The sequence below is a fragment of the Pseudomonas urethralis genome (assembly GCF_021602465.1).
In the GTDB taxonomy this organism is placed as follows: domain Bacteria; phylum Pseudomonadota; class Gammaproteobacteria; order Pseudomonadales; family Pseudomonadaceae; genus Aquipseudomonas; species Aquipseudomonas vlassakiae.
The window spans coordinates 91237-110101 of record NZ_BQIJ01000005.1; the positions used below are offsets into that span (position 1 = coordinate 91237).

19 protein-coding genes are annotated in these 18865 nt (G+C 62.9%); 8 read left to right on the forward strand and 11 right to left on the reverse strand.

Annotation, left to right across the window (positions count from 1 at the left end; translation table 11 throughout):
- Positions 1 to 31 precede the first annotated feature (31 nt).
- The 3 genes from L6D64_RS10255 to L6D64_RS10265 form a co-directional block, all read right to left on the reverse strand.
- Positions 32 to 1039 (reverse strand): AI-2E family transporter, encoded by a 1008-nt coding sequence (locus tag L6D64_RS10255; RefSeq protein ID WP_176510249.1) that lies wholly within the window; start codon positions 1037 to 1039, stop codon positions 32 to 34.
- Positions 1040 to 1109: 70 nt separating this feature from the next.
- Positions 1110 to 1397 (reverse strand): PsiF family protein, encoded by a 288-nt coding sequence (locus L6D64_RS10260; RefSeq protein ID WP_176510248.1) that lies wholly within the window; start codon positions 1395 to 1397, stop codon positions 1110 to 1112.
- A 139-nt stretch (positions 1398 to 1536) separates the two neighbouring features.
- Positions 1537 to 2427, reverse strand: coding sequence for an esterase/lipase family protein (locus L6D64_RS10265; RefSeq protein ID WP_176510247.1), 891 nt, complete (start codon positions 2425 to 2427; stop codon positions 1537 to 1539).
- A 123-nt stretch (positions 2428 to 2550) separates the two neighbouring features.
- On the opposite strand from L6D64_RS10265, the gene osmE reads away from it, so the two are divergent.
- Positions 2551 to 2892, forward strand: a complete 342-nt coding sequence (gene osmE, locus L6D64_RS10270) for an osmotically-inducible lipoprotein OsmE (RefSeq protein ID WP_054887835.1) — start codon at positions 2551 to 2553, stop codon at positions 2890 to 2892.
- A 48-nt stretch (positions 2893 to 2940) separates the two neighbouring features.
- Positions 2941 to 3471 (forward strand): ferritin-like domain-containing protein, encoded by a 531-nt coding sequence (locus L6D64_RS10275; protein ID WP_060510601.1) that lies wholly within the window; start codon positions 2941 to 2943, stop codon positions 3469 to 3471.
- Between the two features lie 28 nt (positions 3472 to 3499).
- Here the strand turns inward: L6D64_RS10275 and L6D64_RS10280 are convergent, their stop codons facing one another.
- A complete protein-coding gene (locus L6D64_RS10280; protein WP_176510246.1) occupies positions 3500 to 5566 on the reverse strand; it encodes an AsmA family protein in 2067 nt (688 codons plus the stop codon).
- A gap of 340 nt (positions 5567 to 5906) precedes the next feature.
- Here L6D64_RS10280 and L6D64_RS10285 point away from each other — a divergent pair, with 340 nt between their 5' ends.
- From L6D64_RS10285 to L6D64_RS10295, 3 genes are all read left to right on the forward strand, one after another.
- Positions 5907 to 6404 carry a phage infection protein gene (locus L6D64_RS10285; protein ID WP_236192411.1) on the forward strand — a complete coding sequence of 166 codons (498 nt, stop codon included), beginning with the start codon at positions 5907 to 5909 and terminating at the stop codon, positions 6402 to 6404.
- A gap of 122 nt (positions 6405 to 6526) precedes the next feature.
- The gene (fabR, locus tag L6D64_RS10290) at positions 6527 to 7162 is read left to right on the forward strand and encodes an HTH-type transcriptional repressor FabR (RefSeq protein ID WP_176510373.1); all 636 of its coding nucleotides are present in this window, start codon (positions 6527 to 6529) and stop codon (positions 7160 to 7162) included.
- Between the two features lie 43 nt (positions 7163 to 7205).
- Complete coding sequence (locus L6D64_RS10295) at positions 7206 to 8303, forward strand: AGE family epimerase/isomerase (RefSeq protein ID WP_176510372.1); 1098 nt, start codon at positions 7206 to 7208, stop codon at positions 8301 to 8303.
- Positions 8304 to 8452: 149 nt separating this feature from the next.
- Here L6D64_RS10295 and L6D64_RS10300 read toward each other — a convergent pair whose 3' ends face one another.
- The 6 genes from L6D64_RS10300 to L6D64_RS10325 all read right to left on the reverse strand — a co-directional run bounded on the left by L6D64_RS10300 (position 8453) and on the right by L6D64_RS10325 (position 14911).
- Positions 8453 to 9220 carry an SDR family oxidoreductase gene (locus L6D64_RS10300; RefSeq protein ID WP_176510019.1) on the reverse strand — a complete coding sequence of 256 codons (768 nt, stop codon included), beginning with the start codon at positions 9218 to 9220 and terminating at the stop codon, positions 8453 to 8455.
- A 596-nt stretch (positions 9221 to 9816) separates the two neighbouring features.
- Positions 9817 to 10533, reverse strand: coding sequence for an ABC transporter ATP-binding protein (locus L6D64_RS10305; RefSeq protein ID WP_176510018.1), 717 nt, complete (start codon positions 10531 to 10533; stop codon positions 9817 to 9819).
- Positions 10530 to 11405: an ATP-binding cassette domain-containing protein gene (locus tag L6D64_RS10310; RefSeq protein WP_176510017.1), complete on the reverse strand. Its 876-nt coding sequence runs from the start codon at positions 11403 to 11405 to the stop codon at positions 10530 to 10532. The genes L6D64_RS10305 and L6D64_RS10310 overlap by 4 nt, the downstream gene beginning before the upstream one ends.
- Positions 11402 to 12703, reverse strand: a complete 1302-nt coding sequence (livM, locus tag L6D64_RS10315; RefSeq protein ID WP_176510016.1) for a high-affinity branched-chain amino acid ABC transporter permease LivM — start codon at positions 12701 to 12703, stop codon at positions 11402 to 11404. Before livM ends, L6D64_RS10310 begins: the two co-directional genes overlap by 4 nt.
- A gap of 2 nt (positions 12704 to 12705) precedes the next feature.
- Positions 12706 to 13620 (reverse strand): ABC transporter permease subunit, encoded by a 915-nt coding sequence (locus L6D64_RS10320; RefSeq protein ID WP_054887845.1) that lies wholly within the window; start codon positions 13618 to 13620, stop codon positions 12706 to 12708.
- Between the two features lie 154 nt (positions 13621 to 13774).
- Positions 13775 to 14911: a branched-chain amino acid ABC transporter substrate-binding protein gene (locus L6D64_RS10325; RefSeq protein WP_176510015.1), complete on the reverse strand. Its 1137-nt coding sequence runs from the start codon at positions 14909 to 14911 to the stop codon at positions 13775 to 13777.
- A gap of 469 nt (positions 14912 to 15380) precedes the next feature.
- On the opposite strand from L6D64_RS10325, the gene pncB reads away from it, so the two are divergent.
- Positions 15381 to 16586, forward strand: coding sequence for a nicotinate phosphoribosyltransferase (gene pncB / locus L6D64_RS10330; protein WP_176510014.1), 1206 nt, complete (start codon positions 15381 to 15383; stop codon positions 16584 to 16586).
- A gap of 3 nt (positions 16587 to 16589) precedes the next feature.
- Entirely contained in the window at positions 16590 to 17417 is an 828-nt protein-coding gene (gene nadE / locus L6D64_RS10335; RefSeq protein ID WP_176510013.1) for an ammonia-dependent NAD(+) synthetase, read from the forward strand.
- 43 nt (positions 17418 to 17460) lie between these two features.
- Here the strand turns inward: nadE and azu are convergent, their stop codons facing one another.
- Positions 17461 to 17907 carry an azurin gene (gene azu / locus L6D64_RS10340; RefSeq protein ID WP_176510021.1) on the reverse strand — a complete coding sequence of 149 codons (447 nt, stop codon included), beginning with the start codon at positions 17905 to 17907 and terminating at the stop codon, positions 17461 to 17463.
- Positions 17908 to 18255: 348 nt separating this feature from the next.
- Here azu and L6D64_RS10345 point away from each other — a divergent pair, with 348 nt between their 5' ends.
- Positions 18256 to 18843: an LOG family protein gene (locus L6D64_RS10345; protein ID WP_176510012.1), complete on the forward strand. Its 588-nt coding sequence runs from the start codon at positions 18256 to 18258 to the stop codon at positions 18841 to 18843.
- Positions 18844 to 18865 lie beyond the last annotated feature (22 nt).

The following is an 18865-nucleotide window of genomic DNA, read 5'->3' on the forward strand; positions in this document are numbered from 1 at the left end:
CCTGGGGCTGCTTTGCAGCCCCGGCGATCGCTCAGACCAGCTCGGCCCGCTTGAGCTCACTCTTCAGGTAGGCGTAATAGACCGGCCCTGCCACCACCCCTGGCAAGCCGAACGCCGCCTCGAACACCAGCATCGCCAGCAACAGTTCCCAGGCCTTGGCACTGATCTGCCCGCCGACGATCTTGGCATTGAGGAAGTACTCGACCTTGTGGATCACGATCAGGTAGCCCAGCGCCGCCGCCGCCACCCAGATCGACAGCGACATGCCGACGATGGTGATCAGGGTGTTGGACATCAGGTTGCCAATGACTGGCAGTAGCCCGAGCAGGAAGGTCAGCACGATCAGTGTCTTGGTCAGCGGCAGGTGCACGCCGAACGACGGCATCACCACGGCGAGGAAGATGCCGGTGAACGCGGTGTTGAGCATCGAGATCTTGATCTGCGCGAAGACAATGTTGCGAAACGCCTGAACCAGCAGGTTCAGCCGCTCGAACAAGGCCGCCGCCAGGGGCTTGCGCCGGGAAATGTCGGGGATGCGCTGCAGGGCGATGATGGCGCCGAGGATCATGCCGATCAGCAGCGTCACGAACATGTGCGCCATGCCCTTGCCCACCAGCTGCAGGTCGCTCAAGTGGCTCTTGATCCAGTCACCGATGGCCACCTTGAACTCCGCCGCACTGGCCGGCAGGTAGGCTTCGATGAACGGAGGCAGCTGGCTGCGGGCGCGTTCGACCAAGGTCATGAACTTGTCGAGCGAGGCCCCGGGGTTCTCGGCTTCGTGCAGCAGGAAGCTGAAGGCACCGGCGATCAGCAGGGTCAGCACGCTGACCACCAGCACCCCCAACAGCGCCACCGCCAGCCAGCGCGCACGCTGCCCGGCGATCAGCGGTTGCAGGCGCGGGGTAAGCATGTTCACCAGCTCGAACACCAACAGGCCGGCCAGCAGGCTGGGCAGCAACTTCAGGGGTAGAGCTAGCAGCAGGCCGGCCATGACGATGATCAGGCTGGCCAGGGTGATCTGGCGGGGGGTGAAAGTCATACAGCCTCGACGGCAGACGGCGGGAATGCCCGCAGTCTGCCAGCCTTCAGCACACAGGCATAGGCGCAGGTCACTTCTTCTTCAGGCAGTCGCTCATGAACGCCTTGCGTTCGTCACCCTTGAGCGCCTTGGTGCTGGCGTCGGCGTTGCAGGTTTTCATCTTTTCCTGCTGCGACTGCGGCACATCCTTCTTCAGGCAGGTGCTCATGAACGCTTTGCGCTCATCGCCCTTGAGCGCCTTGGCCGTGGCGTCGGCGTTGCAGGTTTTCATCTTTTCCTGTTGCGCCGTGTTGGCGGCAAATCCTTGCGCACTGAACAACACAGCCAACACCAGCAAGGGCATGTGCAGCATTTTCATGGAGTGGTCTCCTTGACTCCGCGCCCGATGCACGGACATGTGCCTGAGTGTAGACAAGGTTTCTGACATTTTGCCTGGGCACCGATGGGCCTTCATGATGACCTTGGCCGGGCGCCATCCGGGCCACGCCAGTACGTGGCTAGAGCCCGGCTGCCTTGAGCCGCGCCGCATGTTCGGTGAACAGCCGCAGCGGCTCGGCCCCCTTGCCCACCGCGCCTAGCGACTGGTTGACGATGTCCAGGTGATCGAGCGGAAAGTCATCGCCGATCACCTGCCCCAGGTGGGAGCTGAAGCGCCCGACCATGCCGTCGCAATGGCCCTTTTCCCTGACGAAACTGCGCGCAAACAGCCGGCAGAAATAGCTGCTGCCGTCGAAGCGGTTGCGCCCCTGGTCGGTCAGCCCCGGTTGCAAGGTGCCGGACCAGGAGTAGTAGAGCACGCCATTCACTTCGTACGCGCCTTCCCCACCCCAGGTTTCCGGCAGCCCCTGTGGATAAGCCTGGTTGAACAGCGCCACGCCGGCACTGGTCAGGGCCTGATGCGAAGCATGCACGTCGACCGGCAGCGGGTCGCGCCGCCAGCCGGTTTCCAGCCATACCAGCAACACCGCCAGGCCATGCAGGACGGCCTTGAGCACGCGCCCCTGGGGTGAATCCCCAGGCGCCGAGCGCTCAAGGTGATCGGCCAGCTCCGAGCCATGGTTGGGCCCCGCCACCGAAGTGACCGAGGCGACCCGATCCGGCCGTTTGGCCGCCGCATAGCGTGCGTCAAGCGCCCCCTGGCTGTGGCCGATGAGGTTGACCTTGGCAGCACCGGTGCGCTGGCAGATGTCTTCGATGATCGCCAGCAACTGCTCACCGCGCACCTCATTGCAATGCACCGGCGAGACCTGCACCGGAAACACCTGGGCGCCGCCCTTGCGTAATGCCGGCACGATGCCGAACCAGTACGGATAGAGCAGCACCCGGACAAATCCGAGCATGCCCGGCACCAGCACCAACGGGTAGCGCGTGGCCAACGCCTGCTGCATGGCTTGAACTCCTTTCCGTGGACGACCAGCCAACACTAGCGCCGCTTCGATGACCACCGCAATCGAACTCCTGGCGCTTCGCAGGGTTCCAAGCCAAACAGACCCTTTGCAAGGAGCGGGACCATGTACAAGCAGACCTTGGCAATCCTTCTGGCAAGCGCGGCGCTGGCCGGCTGCAGCAACCGCCCGGAAAACCCGGTGGACTACGTCACCTTCCGCGACGAACCGCTGGTCAAGCAGGTGGAAAACGGCATGACCATGCAGAAGGTCATCGCCATTGGCGGCAGCCCGTCGAACGTGATCGACCTGCCGCACGGCGGGACCTGCAACGACTACATCCTCAACCGCGACGGCCACCAGCAGCCTTACTACGTACGCTTCGACGCCACCGGCCATGTCGATGCCAAGGGCTTCAAGACTTGCAAGCAACGAGAAGAGGACAGCAAAGCCGCCCATGGCGCTTGAGCGTCCCGCCAACCGTGACCACCCGACCTGATCTGTTTGGAGACAACCATGAGCAACGTTGAACTGACCGATGTGCAAACCCTGCGCGAACGTGCCCGTCAGCATGTCGAGCAAGGGGCGGTGACCGAGGGCTACCACGCCGACCGCCAGGAAATCCTGCGCCTGCTCAACGAGTCGCTGGCCACCGAGCTGGTCTGCGTGCTGCGCTACAAGCGCCATTACTTCATGGCCAGCGGGATCAAGGCCAGCGTGGCGGCCAGCGAGTTCCTGGAGCATGCCAACCAGGAAGCCGAACATGCCGACAAACTGGCCGAACGCATCGTGCAGCTGGGCGGCGAGCCGGACTTCAACCCGGACAACCTCAGCAAGAACTCCCACGCCCAGTACGTGGCAGGCAATTCATTGAAGGAGATGGTGCTGGAGGACTTGGTCGCAGAGCGGATTGCCATCGACAGCTATCGCGAGATCATTCAGTACATTGGCGATAAAGACCCCACTACCCGGCGGATCTTCGAAGACATCCTGGCCCAGGAAGAAGAGCACGCGGACGACATGTCCGACCTGCTTCAGGGGTTGTGATTACTGGGGGCCGCCATGCGGCCCCTTGCTATTTCTGCTTTTTCACCGCAGCCGGCGCCTTGCCGGCTTTCATCTGCTGCAGCAGCGGCGTGCACTGGTTGGGCTCGTCACCACTGCTGGGCGCTACCAGTGCCAGCAACCCGGCAGCCGGCCCGGCCACCACTCCCAACGCCACCATTCCCGCCCCGCGCAGCGCCAGCGGCACCGCCTGCACCCCGGCATTCGGCTTGACGAACGGCCCGCGCACGTACAGCGGCGAGCGCAGCGAGAACAAGCGCAGCCCCTTGGACTCCGGGGTGACCTTCAAGTCGAGCTGCTCACTGGCAAAGTTGGCCGTACCGTTGATGTAGATGATCGCGTTCTCGGTGTCGAAGATGAACAACCGCGTGGTCGCCAGCCCGTCCTTGATCCCGACATCGGCCGCCGCGCAGTTGATCTTCACGTCCTCGTCACCAAACAGTTTACCGACCACGTAGTTGCCGACATTCAGCCCGGCGATCTCCATCAGGCTGCGGCTGATGGCGCCATCGTTGATCAACATGCGCAGGTTGCCATTGGCCGTGCCCAGCAATGCCGCCACCGAGTTGCCACGCCCACTGATGTCGGCATCGCCGTTCAACTCGCCGAAGCTGGTCTGCATCGGCGCAAAAGTGGGGAACAGCTCTTTGAGCTTGAAGCCACGCGCTGTCAGTTGGGCACGCCCCTGCAGCGGCACGTTGCGGCCGTCCAGGCGAATGTTGGAAGCCAGGCTGCCTCCGGCTACGCCAAAGCGCAGCGGCTCCAGGCGCAGCAGGCCATCGTCGAGGATCACGTGGGCGGACAGGTCGTTGAATGGCAGCTTTTCGCTGTGCACGATGCGCTTGCCGGCAAAGGTGACGTCGGCGTCCATGGCCCGCCAGCGCTCGGTGCGGAACTCTTCAACCGGCAGCACCTTGTCGGCCGGCTGTTTGCTGGCACCGCCGCGGGCTTTCTGCTCGGTGTTGGAGTCGGCACCGATCAGCGGCGCCAGGTCCTTGAACAGCAACTGGTTGGACACCAGGTTGCCGGAGAGCCTGGGATGTGGTTGGCTGGCGACGAAGGCCAGGTCGCCATGGATGTCGCTGTCGCCGATCTTGCCGTTGAAGCCCTGGTAATTGAAGGTCGCGCCTTCGGCGGCATGCAGGTTGGCGCTGAGCCGGCCGTCGGTTGAATAGGCTGGGGTGTCGGGCAGCGTCACGCCGGTCAACGGGTAGAGGTTGCCCAGGCTGGCACCGGACAGGCGCAGGCGCAGGTCCAGCGCGCCGAGGTTGCGCGGGTCGGTCAGGGTACCGGCGAGCACGACATGGGTATCGGCAATGTGCACATCGGCCTGCAGCGGGAAAGGCTGACTGGCGTCCTGCAGCGCCAGCAGGCCGCCGATCTTGCCGGTACCGGACACCGGTTGGCCTTTGTAGCGGCCTTGAGCCTTGAGCCCGAAAGCATAATCCTGCGCGCCGCCGGCCTTTTCGGCGCTGGCCTTGCCGACGATTTCACTGAACGGGATCGGTTTGCCCAGCGGGTCGATCTGCACCTTCATGCTGGTCTTCAGCGTCTGGTCATCGAGGCTGACATTGCCCTGGTCAAAGCCGATGGCACCGATGTCCAGCTGCCAGCTGGACGGTTCCTCGTTCTCGTCCCTGGGCCCGAAGTCGAACGTCCAGTTGGCGCGGCCATCCGCCAGGCGCGTAAGGCTGGCGGTGGGTTTGGTCAGGTCGATGCGCGGGATGCTGATGCGCTGGAATATCAGTGGCAACGGCGCCAGGCGGAACTCCACACGCTCCAGGCCGACCATCTGCGGCTCCTTGAGCCAGTCAGGGTTGCCCAGGGTCAGGCCTTCGGCGATGAAGTGTGGCCACGGCACCCAGGCGCGCCAGCCGCCTTCTTCCGGCTCGGTGCGCCAGTGCACGGCGAGGTTGCCATTGATCGCGAACGGCCTGTGCAAGGCCTCGGATACCTTGTCGTTGAGTAGCGGCTTGACGCGGTTCCAGTCGAAGGTGGCGATGATCACCACCAGGATCGCCAGCAGGGTGAACAAGGTGGCTAGGGTCCAGACGAAAATTCTGGCGGGACGCGTCATTGCGTGATTCTCCTGACGGCATGGCACAAAGCAGGCGTAACGGTGGCACTCAGTATCTGGGACTGATGAAAACCCGCTGGGTTTTATCGCAGACGGCCATCATAGCGAGTTTTGTCGGGTTTCTTGCTCGGCTCTTGCGCTCATCCCAGGCATTCGGGCGCCTCGACACATTACCGGCAAATAGCCGCAACACACCCTCAAACTCCTGAGATAGAGCCTTTCCTCGAAGCTATCAATAGCGTCGATTGTTACCATTACCCGTATGAACTTCTCTCTGGCGTCACCGGGCGTAGCATTGGCCTCGTACCCACTTTCCAGCCCCCGAGAGGAGCACCGAATCATGAAACGCACCCTGCTGACCCTGACCCTGTCGATCCTTGCGGCCAACGCCTTCGCTGTGCCAGCTGCCGACCAGCACCTGACCGCCGAATCGCGTTCCAGCGCTGCTGAAATCGCCCAACCGCTTAAAACCGTCGCCGAAGGTGGCTCGGATCGCCTGATCGAACGCTCTGGCCGTGTAGCCGAAGGTGGCTCCGATCGCCTGATCGAACGCTCTGGCCGTGTAGCCGAAGGTGGCTCTGACCGTCTGATCGAACGCTCTGGCCGTGTAGCCGAAGGTGGCTCTGACCGCCTGATCGAACGCTCTGGCCGTGTAGCCGAAGGTGGCTCTGACCGCCTGATCGAACGCTCTGGCCGTGTAGCCGAAGGTGGCTCTGACCGTCTGATCGAACGCTCGGGCCGTGTGGCCGAAGGTGGCTCGGACCGTCTGATCGAACGCTCGGGCCGTGTGGCCGAAGGTGGCTCGGACCGTCTGGTTGAACTCAGCCATGTGAGCTGATCGCCATGGCCGAAAAGAACAATCTCTGTCACACCGCTTGCTCCCCTCCCAGCCCGGTCCATTGACCGGGCTTCGTTTTTTTATCTAGAGTGCCCAGCCTCACCGTCACAGAAGCCCGCCCCATGCTGCCGCGCGCCGAACAGAAGCTACAGACCCGCCAGGCCCTGCTGGACGCCGCCTGCCAGCTCATGGAGAGCGGCCGTGGCTTTGGCAGCGTGAGCCTGCGCGAAGTGGCCAAGGCGGCAGGCATCGTGCCTACCGGTTTCTATCGGCATTTTTCCGACATGGACGCCCTGGGCCTGGCGCTGGTCGCCGAAGTCGACGCCACATTCCGCCAGACCATCCGCCTGGTGCGGCAAAACGAATTCGAGCTCGGCGGCATCACCGATGCTTCCGTGCGCATCTTCCTCGATGTGGTCGCCGCCCACCGCGCCCAGTTCCTGTTTCTCGCCCGCGAGCAATACGGCGGCTCGCAAGCCGTGCGCCAGGCCATCGCCCGCCTGCGCCAGGACATCAGCGACGACCTGGCCACGGACCTGGCGCGGATGAAGCGCTGGCAACACCTGGACACCGCCGCGCTGGCGGTGATGGCCGACCTGGTGGTGAAGACCGTGTTCGCCACCCTGCCGGAGCTGATCGACAGCCCGGAGCCGGGTTATCCACAGGCGCTGAGCGCCCAGGAAAAGATCACCCAGCAACTGCGCTTCATCTTCGTCGGCGCGCGCCACTGGCAAGGGCTGGGCAACCCACAACCCTAGTTCTGCTACCATGGCGCCCTGCCCGAATGCGACGAGCGCCAACATGCCCAACCCCCACCCCAACCAGCCCGAACTGGCCCGCTTCAACCAGCACTTCGCCGAACGCATCGTGCCGCTGTGGCAAGGCCCGGGCTGGAACGCCGACATGGCCCTGCCCTACGAGGCCCTCGACGCCCAGCACCGTCCGTTGCCGGTGCAGCGCTACCGGGCCATGGCCTGTGCCCGTCAGCTGTACCTGTTCAGCAGCCGTATCGAGCAACCGGGGGCGGCCGAGCGGGCGGCGGCGCTGTTCCGTTCGTTGCAGAAGCACTTCCACGATGCCGAGCATGGCGGCTGGTTCTACAGCATCGACGCCGAGGGCAAGCCGCTGGACCGGCGCAAGGACCTGTACACCCACGCCTTCATCGTGTTCGCCTGCGCGCACTACTGGGGCAAGGTCGGCGAAGGGCTGGTGGAAGCCACCCTCAATGCCGCCCTGGAAGTGGTCGACGAGCAATTCGCCCGGGATGATGGCCTGTACGAAGCCAGCCTTGGCGAAGACTGGGCCGACCTCGGCAGCGGCCCGCTGCAGAACCCGCAGATGCACCTGGCCGAGGCCTTCCTGCAAGTGCTGGCGGTACGCGAGGACGAGCACGTGCAGCAGTCGCTGCTGCAACTGTGCACAGCCCTGCAGGAACACTTCATCGAGCCGCAACACGGGCTCATGCTGGAGAAGCCGCTCGGCGCCGTGGATAACTGGTTCGAGCCGGGGCATCAGTTCGAATGGTATTACCTGCTGGAAACCTCGCCACTGCTGCGAGGGACGCCGCTGCATGCGTCGCTCGAGCGGGCCTTCGGCTATGCCGAGCTGTGCGGGGTGAACAACGCGGCGGTGCTGGCCATGCTCGATGCAGACGGCAACGTGCTCGATGCGACCCAACGGATCTGGGCGCAGGCGGAATACCTGCGGGCCTTGGCATTGCGCTCGGGGAATGAGGCGAGGCTGCTGGCGCAGCTGAAGGCAATGGACCAGCGGTTCCTGCATGCGGGTGGCTGGTATGAGTGCCGCGATGGTGAAGGTGCCGTGAGCCGGCATGACATGCCTTCGACCACGCCCTATCACCTGGCGACCTGCCTGGAAGGTTTGCAGCGCCTGAGCTGACACCTCCCCTGTGGGAGCGGCCTTGCGTCGCGAAAGGGCTGCAAAGCAGCCCCAGCAATTTATGCATTTGCGCTGAAACCGCGGGGCTGCTGCGCAGCCCTTTCGCGACGCAAGGCCGCTCCCACAGGTCTGGTGGCAGGGCCCTCGGATCAGTCCCTGGTAGAGCGGTCGATCGACAGCCCCGCGAAGTCCTGGCGCACCGGCATCAGCTCAAGGCTGTTGATGTTGATGTGCGCCGGCTGGTTGAGGATCCAGAAGATGGTCTCGGCGATGTCCTGCGGCTGGATCGGCTCGGCCCCGGCATAGGTGGCGTCATACTTGGCCTGGTCACCGCCATGGCGCACCAGCGAAAACTCGCTTTCGCACAGGCCCGGCTCGAGGTTGCTCACCCGCACGCCAGTGCCGCGCAGGTCGCAGCGCAGGCTCAGCGAAAACTGACCGACGAAGGCCTTGGTGCCGCCATACACGTTGCTGCCAGGGTAGGGGTAGTTGCCTGCCACCGAACCCACGTTGAGGATCGACGCACCACGGCCGAAGGCGATCAGACGTGGCAGCAGCAGGCGGGTGGTGTACATCAGGCCTTTGATGTTGGTGTCGACCATGGTCTCCCAATCGTCCAGGCTGCAGTTCTGCGCTGCGTCCACACCCAGCGCCAGGCCGGCGTTGTTGACCAGGCCGCGAAGCTTCTCGAAGCCGGCCGGCAGGTTGGCCACGGCTTGCTCCATGGCTTTGCGGTCACGCACGTCGACAACCAGGCCGTGCACGTCGGTCTTGGCCGACAGTTCGGCACACAGGGCATCCAGGCGATCCTTGCGACGGCCGGTGAGTATCAGCTTCCAGCCGGCTTCGGCAAAGCGGCGAGCGGTGGCCTCGCCAAAACCGGAAGTCGCGCCGGTAATGAATACGGTGGATGTCATGCTCAATTCCTCACGGTAGGTTTACGTCGACAGCTTTGCAGCATGCCCGCGACGCGCCTTTGCAGCAAGCCGTCGAGGTCGCTGTTCATTTTTTAATCATGCTCGGCAAACCCTTGTGGCAGAGGGCTCGACGCCAGCTATGCGCATGTTATCCACAAGGCTTTCCCCACGGATTGGGGGCAACTTGTCGCCTGCGCGGAACCCTTTCAGCTTGCCAGGGTCCGTGGATAGCTTTCCGGTGATGGCGCAACGCTTTCAAGCATGCCGCCTACAGCGGTCTGTCCAGTGCTTTTTAACAGAGTTATCCACAGGGGATCACGCGCGATCTACAGGCGTTCACCGGTGTCGAAATGCCGCTGAGAACAGACACCGAGGGTAACTGATCAAATTATGACCAGAGCCTTGCAGGCCTTGTGAATAAAGGGATAGCGCGATATGCCACCATGTTTTCCACAGGCAGCTCCACATTAATCGTGGACAAGATCTGCCCTGTGGAAACAAAGGCTTGCGGGGGGATCGTAGCGTGGCTCGAGAAAGATATGCGACAAGTTGTCCACATTGAACAAAAGGGGCTGCAGTGCAGCCCCGGCAATCACTCAATGCCCGCCAAGATACGCGTTGCGGACCTCTTCGTTGACCAGCAGTTCCTGCCCCGTCCCGCTCATGCGGATCTGCCCGTTGACCATCACGTAAGCCCGGTCCGACAGCTTCAGCGCATGGTTGGCGTTCTGTTCCACCAGGAAGATCGTCATCCCGCTCCTGGCCAGCTCGCGCAGGGTCGCGAAGATCTGCTTGACCACGATCGGCGCCAGCCCCAGCGATGGCTCGTCCAGCAACAGCAGCTTCGGCCGGCTCATCAGTGCCCGGGCAATGGCCAGCATCTGCTGTTCGCCACCGGACATGGTCATGGCCCGCTGGTTACGCCGCTCCTTCAGGCGCGGGAACAGCTCGAACATGCGCTGCATGTCTTCAGCGGCATACTTGTCGCCGATGGGGATGGTCCCCATCATCAGGTTCTCTTCAACCGTCATGTCGGGAAACACCCGGCGCCCTTCCGGCGATTGGGCAATGCCATTGGAGGCAATGTAGTGCGACGACTTGCGGGTAATGTCGGTGCCCCGGTAGACGATATGCCCCGCCGCCGCCCGCGGCTGGCCGAAGATCGACATCAGCAGGGTCGACTTGCCGGCGCCGTTGGCACCGATCAGGCTCACCGTCTCGCCTTCGTTGATGTGCATCGAGACCTTTTTCAGCGCCTGGATCGGCCCATAGAAGACGTCCAGTTCCTTCAGTTCGAGAATGGGTGCACTCATACCAGTTCCTCTTCGTCTGCACCCAGATAGGCGGCGATCACCGTCGGGTTGTGGCGGATATCCTGCGGCGCGCCTTCGGCAATCACGTTGCCGTGATCGAGCACGACGATGTGGTCGGAAATGCTCATGACCATACCCATGTCGTGTTCGATCAGCACCACGGTGATGTCATGCTCGTCACGCAGCACGCGGATCATCTGGCTCAGGGCTTCGGTCTCCTGCGGGTTGAGGCCGGCAGCCGGCTCGTCCAGGCAGATGATCTTCGGCCGTGTGCACATGGCCCGGGCGATTTCCAGGCGGCGCTGCTGGCCGTAGGACAGCTCGCCAGCCAGGCGGTTGGCGCAGTCGACCAGGTCGACCACTTCCAGCCAGTAGAACGCGTGGTCGAGGGCGTCGCTTTCGGCCTTGCGATAGGCCTTGGTGTTGAGCACCCCGGCCAGCAAGTTGCGGTTGACCCACATGTGCTGGGCCACCAGCAGGTTTTCCACCACCGACATTTCCTTGAACAGGCGAATGTTCTGGAAGGTTCGCGCCAGGCCGGCGCGGTTGACCAGATGGGTACCGCCGAACATCTTGTAGTACAGGCGGCTGGCAAAGCGCGCAGGTGATACGAAATCCGCAGCCTGGAAGCGCTCGCCAAGCAGCTGGATGACGTTGGTGCGGCTGCCGCGCACGTTCAGCTCGATACGCCCGCCACTGGCCTTGTAGAAGCCGGTCAGGCAGTTGAACACGGTGGTCTTGCCGGCACCATTGGGGCCGATCAGGGCGAAGATCTGGTTTCGCTTGACCTTGAGGCTGACGTCGCTGAGCGCCTTGATGCCGCCGAACTGCATCATCAGGTTGTCGACCGAGAGAATGATTTCGTCGCTCATGGCGCCACTCCTTTACGCGGGGTCACACCGGTACGGCTGATGCGGATCAGCCCACGCGGTCGCCAGATCATCATCAGCACCATCAGCACGCCGAACAGCAGCACACGGTATTCCGAGAAGCTGCGCAGCAGCTCCGGCGCCACGGTCAGCACGAAGGCGGCGATCACCACACCGACGGTCGAGCCCATACCGCCGAGCACGACGATGGCCAGGATCAGTGCCGATTCGAAGAAGGTGAACGACGACGGGTTGACGAAGCCCTGGTAGGTGGCGAAGAACACCCCGGCAAGGCCTGCGGTGGAAGCACCGAGGGTGAACGCCGAGAGCTTGACCAGCACGTGATTCAGCCCCATCGAGCGGCAGGCGATCTCGTCTTCGCGCAGTGCTTCCCAGGCACGGCCCACGGGCATGCGGGTCAACCGGTGCTTGATGTACAGCACCGCCAGCACGACGATGAACAGCACGACGTAGATGAACACGAACTTGAGGTTGGCGTTGTAGTCGATGCCGAGGAACTCATGGATCGGCACCCCGCCGTCCTTGGCCCTGCGACCGAACTCCAGGCCGAAGAAGGTCGGCGACGGCGCCGGCATGCCGTTCGGGCCACCGGTGAACGACAGCCAGTTGTTCAGCACCAGGCGGATGATCTCGCCGAAGCCCAGGGTCACGATCGCCAGGTAGTCACCGTGCATTCGCAACACCGGGAAGCCGAGGATGCACCCCGCCAGCGCTGCGGCGATGGCCGCCAGCGGCAGCACGCTCCAGAAGCCCAGGCCGAGGTACTGGTAACCCAGCGCCAGGCCGTAGGCACCGATGGCATAGAACGCCACATAGCCCAGGTCGAGCAAGCCGGCGAGGCCGACCACGATGTTCAGGCCCAGGCCCAGCAGCACGTAGATGAGGCCGAGGATGACCACGGTCAGCAGGTACTTGTTGGCGAACACCGGGAAGATGATGGCGATCACCACCAGCGCCGGGATGATGTAGCGCAACCGCGACTTGTAGTCCGGGGCGTTGACGTGCACGCCCGAGCCGCCACTGTCGAAGCCTTCGAGCATGCGCCGGCCGGCGGCGGTCTGCACGAAGAGGCTGAGCAGGAAGCGCCCGAGCATCACCCCGCCGACCAGCCACGCCACCCGGCGTGGTTCGGCGTTGAAGGTGTAGCCGTCGAGCACCACGCCGACGATCGGGCCGAAAACGATAAGCGCCAGCAGGCCAGCGACAAGGGTCTCCAGCAAGCTGCGTTTGATGTCGAAACCGTTGGTTTCGGAGGCAGAGGCAATCTTGGCAATCGACATGTTCACACCTTAGCCACGAGCGGGCGACCCAGCAGGCCTTGTGGGCGGAAGATAAGGATCATCACCAGCAGCGAGAAGCTGAACACGTCCTTGTAGTCGGAGTTGATCAGGCCAGAGAACAGCGACTCGGAAATCCCCAGGATGATCCCGCCGAGCATGGCGCCAGGCAGCGAACCGATGCCGCCCAGTACTGCGGCAGTGAACGCCTTGATACCGATGATGAAGCCAGCATAGAAGTCGAAGGTGCCGTAGTTGAGGGTGATCAGCACGCCGGCCAGGGCGGCCATCACCGCACCGATGACGAACACATAGGAGATGACCCGGTCGGTGTTGATGCCGAGGATCGAGGCCATCTTGCGGTCTTGCTGGGTAGCGCGGCACATGCGGCCGAGCTTGGTGTACTTGATCACATAGGTCAGCAGGCCCATACCGACGAAAGCCGCCACCAGGATGAAGATCTTGGTGTAGGTCAGTTGCACGAAGCCGGTGCCGACCTCGATGCGCATGGCACCTTCGAGCAGGGTCGGCACGCCTTGCTGGCGGGCGCCCTGGCTGATCTGTGCGTAGTTCTGCAGGATCAGCGAGATACCGATGGCACTGATCAGCGGTGCCAGGCGGGTGGAGTTGCGCAGGGGTTTGTAGGCGATGCGCTCGATGGTGAAGCCATACACGCCGGTGACGACGATGGTGAACAACAGCGTGCCCAGCATCAGCAGGGGGAACGACTCGATACCGAAGTAAGCCAGCAATGCCAGGCTGATCGCCGCGAGGTACGCGGAGATCATGTACACCTCGCCGTGCGCGAAGTTGATCATGCCGATGATGCCATAGACCATTGTGTAGCCGATGGCGATCAGGCCATAGACCGACCCGAGGGTCAGGCCGTTGACCAGTTGCTGCAGGAAAATACCATCCATAACGCAATCTCACCTGAGCGAGACTGCACGCGCAGCGACTACCAGATGCCACGGATGAAGCGGGACTGGCAGCGCAGAACCGTGCAGGTCTCCGAATAAGGACAGGTACCGCAGGGGCAATGGCCCGGACCGGCGTCCGGGCCAGCTGCCGTTATTATTTTTGTTTTTCCAGCTGGTGGTACTTGCCGTCCTTGTCCCACTGGTAGACCACGTAGTCGGAGACGGTCAGGTCGCCCTTGCTGTCCCACTTCTTCTCGCCCATGACGGTCTTGACCGGGTTGGCCTTGAGCCACTTGGCGGCGTCTTCGCCCTTGTTCGACTTGGCGCCGTTGAACGCGGCGGCCAGCGCCTGCAGCGAAGCGTAGGCGTACAGGGTGTAACCTTCAGGCTCGGTACCGGCCTTGCGGAACTCTTCCACCACCGCCTTGCTGTCCGGCAGCAGGCGCGGGTCGGCGCCGAAGGTCATGTACACGCCGTCGACGTACTGGGCGCCACCGGCGGTGGACACCAGTTCGTCGGTGACGATGCCGTCATCGGACATGAACTTGACATCCTTCAGGCCCTGCTCGCGCAGCTGGCGCACCAGCGGGCCGGCTTCAGGGTGCAGGCCACCGAAGTAGACGACGTCGGCGCCAGCCGCGCGGATCTTGGTGACCACGGCGCTGAAGTCCTTCTCGCCACGGGTCAGGCCTTCATACAGCACCGGTTTGACGCCACGCTTCTCCAGCTGTGCCTTGGTGGCATCGGCCAGGCCCTGGCCATAGGTGTCCTTGTCGTGCAGCACCGCGACCTTCTTGCCCTTGAGCACGTCGACGATGTAGTCGCCGGCGACGATGCCCTGCTGGTCGTCACGGCCGCACATGCGGAACATGGCAGAAAGGCCGCGCTCGGTCACTTGCGGGTTGGTGGAGCCGGGGGTGATGGCGATCACGCCGGCTTCGTCATACACCTCGGAAGCCGGGATGGTGTTGGAGGAACAGAAGTGACCGACCACGCCGATCACCTTGTCCTGGTCGACCAGGCGGTTGGCCACGGCCACGGCCTGCTTTGGCTCGCAGGCGTCATCGCCCTTCACCAGGACGATCTTCTCGCCATTCACGCCACCGGCGGCGTTGATCTTGTCCGCCGCGGCCTGCGCACCTTTCATGTATTGCTCGCCAAACGCTGCGTTGGCCCCGGTCATGGGGCCCGCGACGCCGATCTTGACGTCGGCCTGAACATACGAAGAAACACCCAAGGCCGTGGCAATGGCCAGAGCCAGGAAACCCTTCTTGTAAAACGTCTGCGACATGAGGTGGTGCTCCTAGAGTTTTTTTTGGTTGGCACTACAACTTCTCAGCCCTGTGCTCAGAGCAAGGGCCGTGCCATCGGTTTTGTCTTCCGGGAAAACACACTGCAGAGGTCGCCACCAGGCGACCGACGGCCTTTCCTTTATTGAGCGTGCAACCGTCTGCCACGCGGCAGGCGCCACCCTACGTATAGGCAAGGCGCAACCAGCAAGTGCCATCATTGCAACCCCGGCAAGTGTTTACGTGCAACCACCCTGTAACAGTGGACGTCACCGAAGTGCACACCGCTGGTGCGCGACTGCTACAGGCAGCACTGTTTCAAGGCTAGCGGGTGCACGGAAAAAGCCACTTGTTTTGGCTGTTAAGCCCTTTTCGCGGGCTCGCCCACTCCCAGAGAGGCCGGCGCAGACACAACAGGATCGAAAAGACTGGCACAATGTCCACCATTCGCCGTTTCCGGAGCCACCTTTGATGAGCGAGAGCGCATTCGCCGAGCGCATCGTGCACAACCTGCTCGACACCGACTTCTACAAGCTCACCATGATGCAGGGCGTGCTACACAACTACCCGGACGCCGACGTCGAATGGGAATTCCGCTGCCGCAACGGCGAGGACCTGCGCCCCTACCTTGGCGAGATTCGCCACCAGCTGGAACGTCTCAGCGACCTGACGCTGGATGATGGCCAGCCGGCCTTCCTTGAACGCATCAGCTTCCTCAAGCCCGACTTCCTGCGCTTTCTGCGCCTGTTCCGCTTCAACCTGCGCTATGTGCGCCTTGGCATCGACAACGAGCAGCTGTACCTGCGCCTGAAAGGCCCCTGGCTGCACGTGATCCTGTTCGAAGTGCCGCTGCTGGCCATCATCAGCGAGGTGCGCAACCGCCATCTGCACCCGCGCATGCGCCTGGCCGAAGCCCGCGATCAGCTGTACCGCAAGTTCGACTGGCTGCGCGCCCACGCCAGCGACGACGAGCTGGCCGAGCTGCAGGTGGCCGACTTCGGTACCCGCCGGCGCTTTTCCAGCCGTGTGCAGGAGGACGTGGTGCGTGTGCTGCGCGACGACTTCCCGGGCCGCTTCGTCGGCACCAGCAATGTCGACCTGGCCTGGAAACTGGATATCAAGCCACTGGGCACCATGGCCCACGAGTGGATCATGGCCCACCAGCAGCTCGGCCCACGGCTGATCGACAGCCAGATCGCCGCCCTGGACTGCTGGGTCCGCGAGTACCGAGGGCTGCTCGGCATCGCCCTGACCGACTGCATCACCATGGATGCCTTCCTCAACGATTTCGACTTGTACTTCGCCAAGCTGTTCGACGGCCTGCGCCATGACTCGGGCGAGCCGGTGGCCTGGGCGGAAAAGGCCATCGCCCATTACCAGAAGCTGGGTATCGACCCGATGACCAAGACCCTGGTGTTCTCCGATGGGCTCAACCTGACCCGCTCACTGGAAATCTTCCGTGCCCTGCGCGGTCGCATCAATGTCAGCTTCGGTATCGGCACCAACCTTACCTGTGATATCCCGGGTGTGGCGCCCATGAACATCGTGCTTAAAATGACCGACTGCAACGGCTCGCCGGTGGCGAAGATTTCGGACGAGGCCGCCAAGACCCAGTGCCGTGACCACAACTTCGTCGCCTACCTGCGTCACGTATTCAAAGTCCCCAGCAAGGAGTAACCCATGCAAGCGGTTCAGCAGGAAATTGCCCAGGCGCTGAAAGTACAGCCGCCGTTCGCCGACGCCGCTGCGCTCGAGGCCGAAGTCGCCCGGCGCGTGGCGTTCATCAAGGACTGCCTGGCCAATGCCCGGCTCAAGACCCTGGTGCTGGGCATCAGCGGCGGCGTCGATTCGCTGACTGCCGCCCTGCTCGCCCAGCGCGCCATCAACGAGCTGCGTGCCGAAACCGGCGATCAGGCCTACACCTTCATCGCCGTGCGCCTGCCGTACCAGGTGCAACATGACGAGCACGACGCCCAGGCCTGCCTCGAGGTGATCAAGGCCGATGAAGTGCACACGGTGGATATCGCCCCGGCCGTGCGTGCATTGGCAGCGGAAGTGGCGGAGTTGAAGAACGGCTCGCCAACCCTGGTGGACTTCGTGGTCGGCAACGTCAAGGCACGGACCCGGATGGTCGCCCAGTACACCATCGCCGGCGCTCGCGCAGGCCTGGTGATTGGCACCGACCACGCCGCCGAGGCGGTGATGGGCTTCTTTACCAAGTTCGGTGACGGTGCTTGCGACCTGGCGCCGCTGAGCGGGTTGGTGAAGAACCAGGTGCGGGCGATCGCGCGCAGCTTCGGCGCGCCCGAGTCACTGGTGGAGAAGGTGCCGACTGCCGACCTGGAAGACCTAGAACCGGGCAAGCCTGACGAAGCGTCCCATGGCGTGACCTACCAGCAGATCGATGCCTTCCTTCATGGGCAGCCGGTGGATCAGGCAGCGTTCGACATCATCGTCGCCACCTACCGCAAGACCCAGCACAAGCGCGAACTGCCGTTCGCCCCGTGAAAACGACCGGGGCCGCTAAGCGGCCCCGGTTTTCACTGCAGGCTTACTTGAGCGTGACAGTGCCTTTCATCATCGAGATGTGGCCTGGGAACGAGCAGAAGAAGCCGTACTCTGTGCCAGCAACCAGCTTGGACACATCAAAAGTCACCGAGTCTTTTTCGCCAGCACCAATGATCTTGGTATGGGCGATGATGCGCGCATCACCTTCCTTCAGGTAGTTCTTCTCGATCCCTGCGCTTAGGCCGTCGGCAGCGATCGGCTGCATGTCAGCTTCCTTGCTGATCACCACGTTGTGGCCCATGACGTTCTTCGGCAGGCTGCCTGAGTGGGTCAGGTTGACAGTGAATGCCTTGCAGCTCTTGTCGACGACGATCTCCTTGGTATTGAAGGACATCTGGTCGGTCGAATCGACGGTCACCGAGCACTCGGCTGCGAAGACAGAAGCGCTGGCGAGGGTCAGCAGGGATACCGCTACAGCTTTCGCAAACATCATGAATCTCCTTGGCAGGGTTTTATCAATTGCGAGACTGCCTGAAACCGTTCAGCCCCCTGCTGATATGGGTCAAGGGGGTGTCAAGTGGCCAGCCAGTAGAATTGTTCAATGGATTGTATACAACCAATCTAAGGGCACATCATGCCCTTTTAATGGACGATGGGACAACCACTGATTTAGGAGCAATCGCAATGTCCCTTTCAACTTTCATGAATAGCCTGCTTGCCGCCTACGCCCACGGTGCCACGGGTGCCAGCTGTGAATTCTCCCGTCCGGAGTGAAACCAGCCTTGGAACCGACGGGCATGCGCCGTACCCTGTCGCCCTGAGTGACTGGAGATGAGCAATGCCTGTACGTTCCGTATGTGTCTTCTGCGGCGCCAGCATCGGCGCCAACCCTGCCTACCGTGAAGCGGCCATCGCGCTGGGCCAGGCCATTGCCCGCCGCGGCCTGACCCTGGTCTACGGCGGAGGTGCGGTCGGCCTGATGGGTACCGTCGCCGACGCGGCCATGGCTGCGGGTGGCGAGGTGATCGGGGTCATTCCCGAAAGCCTGATGAACGCCGAGATCGGCCACAAGGGCTTGAGTCGCCTGGAAGTGGTAGACGGCATGCACGCGCGCAAGGCACGCATGGCCGAGCTGAGCGACGCCTTCATCGCCCTGCCGGGTGGCCTGGGTACGCTGGAGGAGCTGTTCGAGGTGTGGACCTGGGGGCAACTGGGTTATCACGCCAAGCCGCTGGGGCTGCTCGATGTGAATGGCTTCTATGAGAAGCTCGGTGGCTTCCTTGACCATATCGTCGAAGAAGGTTTCGTGCGGCCGCAGCATCGGGCCATGCTGTTGCTGGCGCAGCAGGCAGATGAGCTGCTGGACGGGATGGAGCGGTTCAAGTCGCCGGTGCTGCCCAAATGGGTCGACCAGAAGCCTGACTGATCTCGATCAGCAGGCCAACACC

Bases quoted from the DNA above. Each gene is read 5' to 3' on its own strand.
- L6D64_RS10305 (WP_176510018.1), bottom strand. From the start codon at position 10,533: ATGAGTGCACCCATTCTCGAACTGAAGGAACTGGACGTCTTCTATGGG.
- nadE (WP_176510013.1), top strand. From the start codon at position 16,590: ATGCAAGCGGTTCAGCAGGAAATTGCCCAGGCGCTGAAAGTACAGCCG.
- L6D64_RS10255 (WP_176510249.1), bottom strand. From the start codon at position 1,039: ATGACTTTCACCCCCCGCCAGATCACCCTGGCCAGCCTGATCATCGTC.
- L6D64_RS10275 (WP_060510601.1), top strand. From the start codon at position 2,941: ATGAGCAACGTTGAACTGACCGATGTGCAAACCCTGCGCGAACGTGCC.
- L6D64_RS10280 (WP_176510246.1), bottom strand. From the start codon at position 5,566: ATGACGCGTCCCGCCAGAATTTTCGTCTGGACCCTAGCCACCTTGTTC.
- pncB (WP_176510014.1), top strand. From the start codon at position 15,381: ATGAGCGAGAGCGCATTCGCCGAGCGCATCGTGCACAACCTGCTCGAC.
- L6D64_RS10345 (WP_176510012.1), top strand. From the start codon at position 18,256: ATGCCTGTACGTTCCGTATGTGTCTTCTGCGGCGCCAGCATCGGCGCC.
- L6D64_RS10265 (WP_176510247.1), bottom strand. From the start codon at position 2,427: ATGCAGCAGGCGTTGGCCACGCGCTACCCGTTGGTGCTGGTGCCGGGC.
- L6D64_RS10285 (WP_236192411.1), top strand. From the start codon at position 5,907: ATGAAACGCACCCTGCTGACCCTGACCCTGTCGATCCTTGCGGCCAAC.
- osmE (WP_054887835.1), top strand. From the start codon at position 2,551: ATGTACAAGCAGACCTTGGCAATCCTTCTGGCAAGCGCGGCGCTGGCC.
- L6D64_RS10295 (WP_176510372.1), top strand. From the start codon at position 7,206: ATGCCCAACCCCCACCCCAACCAGCCCGAACTGGCCCGCTTCAACCAG.
- L6D64_RS10260 (WP_176510248.1), bottom strand. From the start codon at position 1,397: ATGAAAATGCTGCACATGCCCTTGCTGGTGTTGGCTGTGTTGTTCAGT.
- L6D64_RS10310 (WP_176510017.1), bottom strand. From the start codon at position 11,405: ATGAGCGACGAAATCATTCTCTCGGTCGACAACCTGATGATGCAGTTC.
- L6D64_RS10300 (WP_176510019.1), bottom strand. From the start codon at position 9,220: ATGACATCCACCGTATTCATTACCGGCGCGACTTCCGGTTTTGGCGAG.
- azu (WP_176510021.1), bottom strand. From the start codon at position 17,907: ATGTTTGCGAAAGCTGTAGCGGTATCCCTGCTGACCCTCGCCAGCGCT.
- L6D64_RS10325 (WP_176510015.1), bottom strand. From the start codon at position 14,911: ATGTCGCAGACGTTTTACAAGAAGGGTTTCCTGGCTCTGGCCATTGCC.
- livM (WP_176510016.1), bottom strand. From the start codon at position 12,703: ATGTCGATTGCCAAGATTGCCTCTGCCTCCGAAACCAACGGTTTCGAC.
- L6D64_RS10320 (WP_054887845.1), bottom strand. From the start codon at position 13,620: ATGGATGGTATTTTCCTGCAGCAACTGGTCAACGGCCTGACCCTCGGG.
- fabR (WP_176510373.1), top strand. From the start codon at position 6,527: ATGCTGCCGCGCGCCGAACAGAAGCTACAGACCCGCCAGGCCCTGCTG.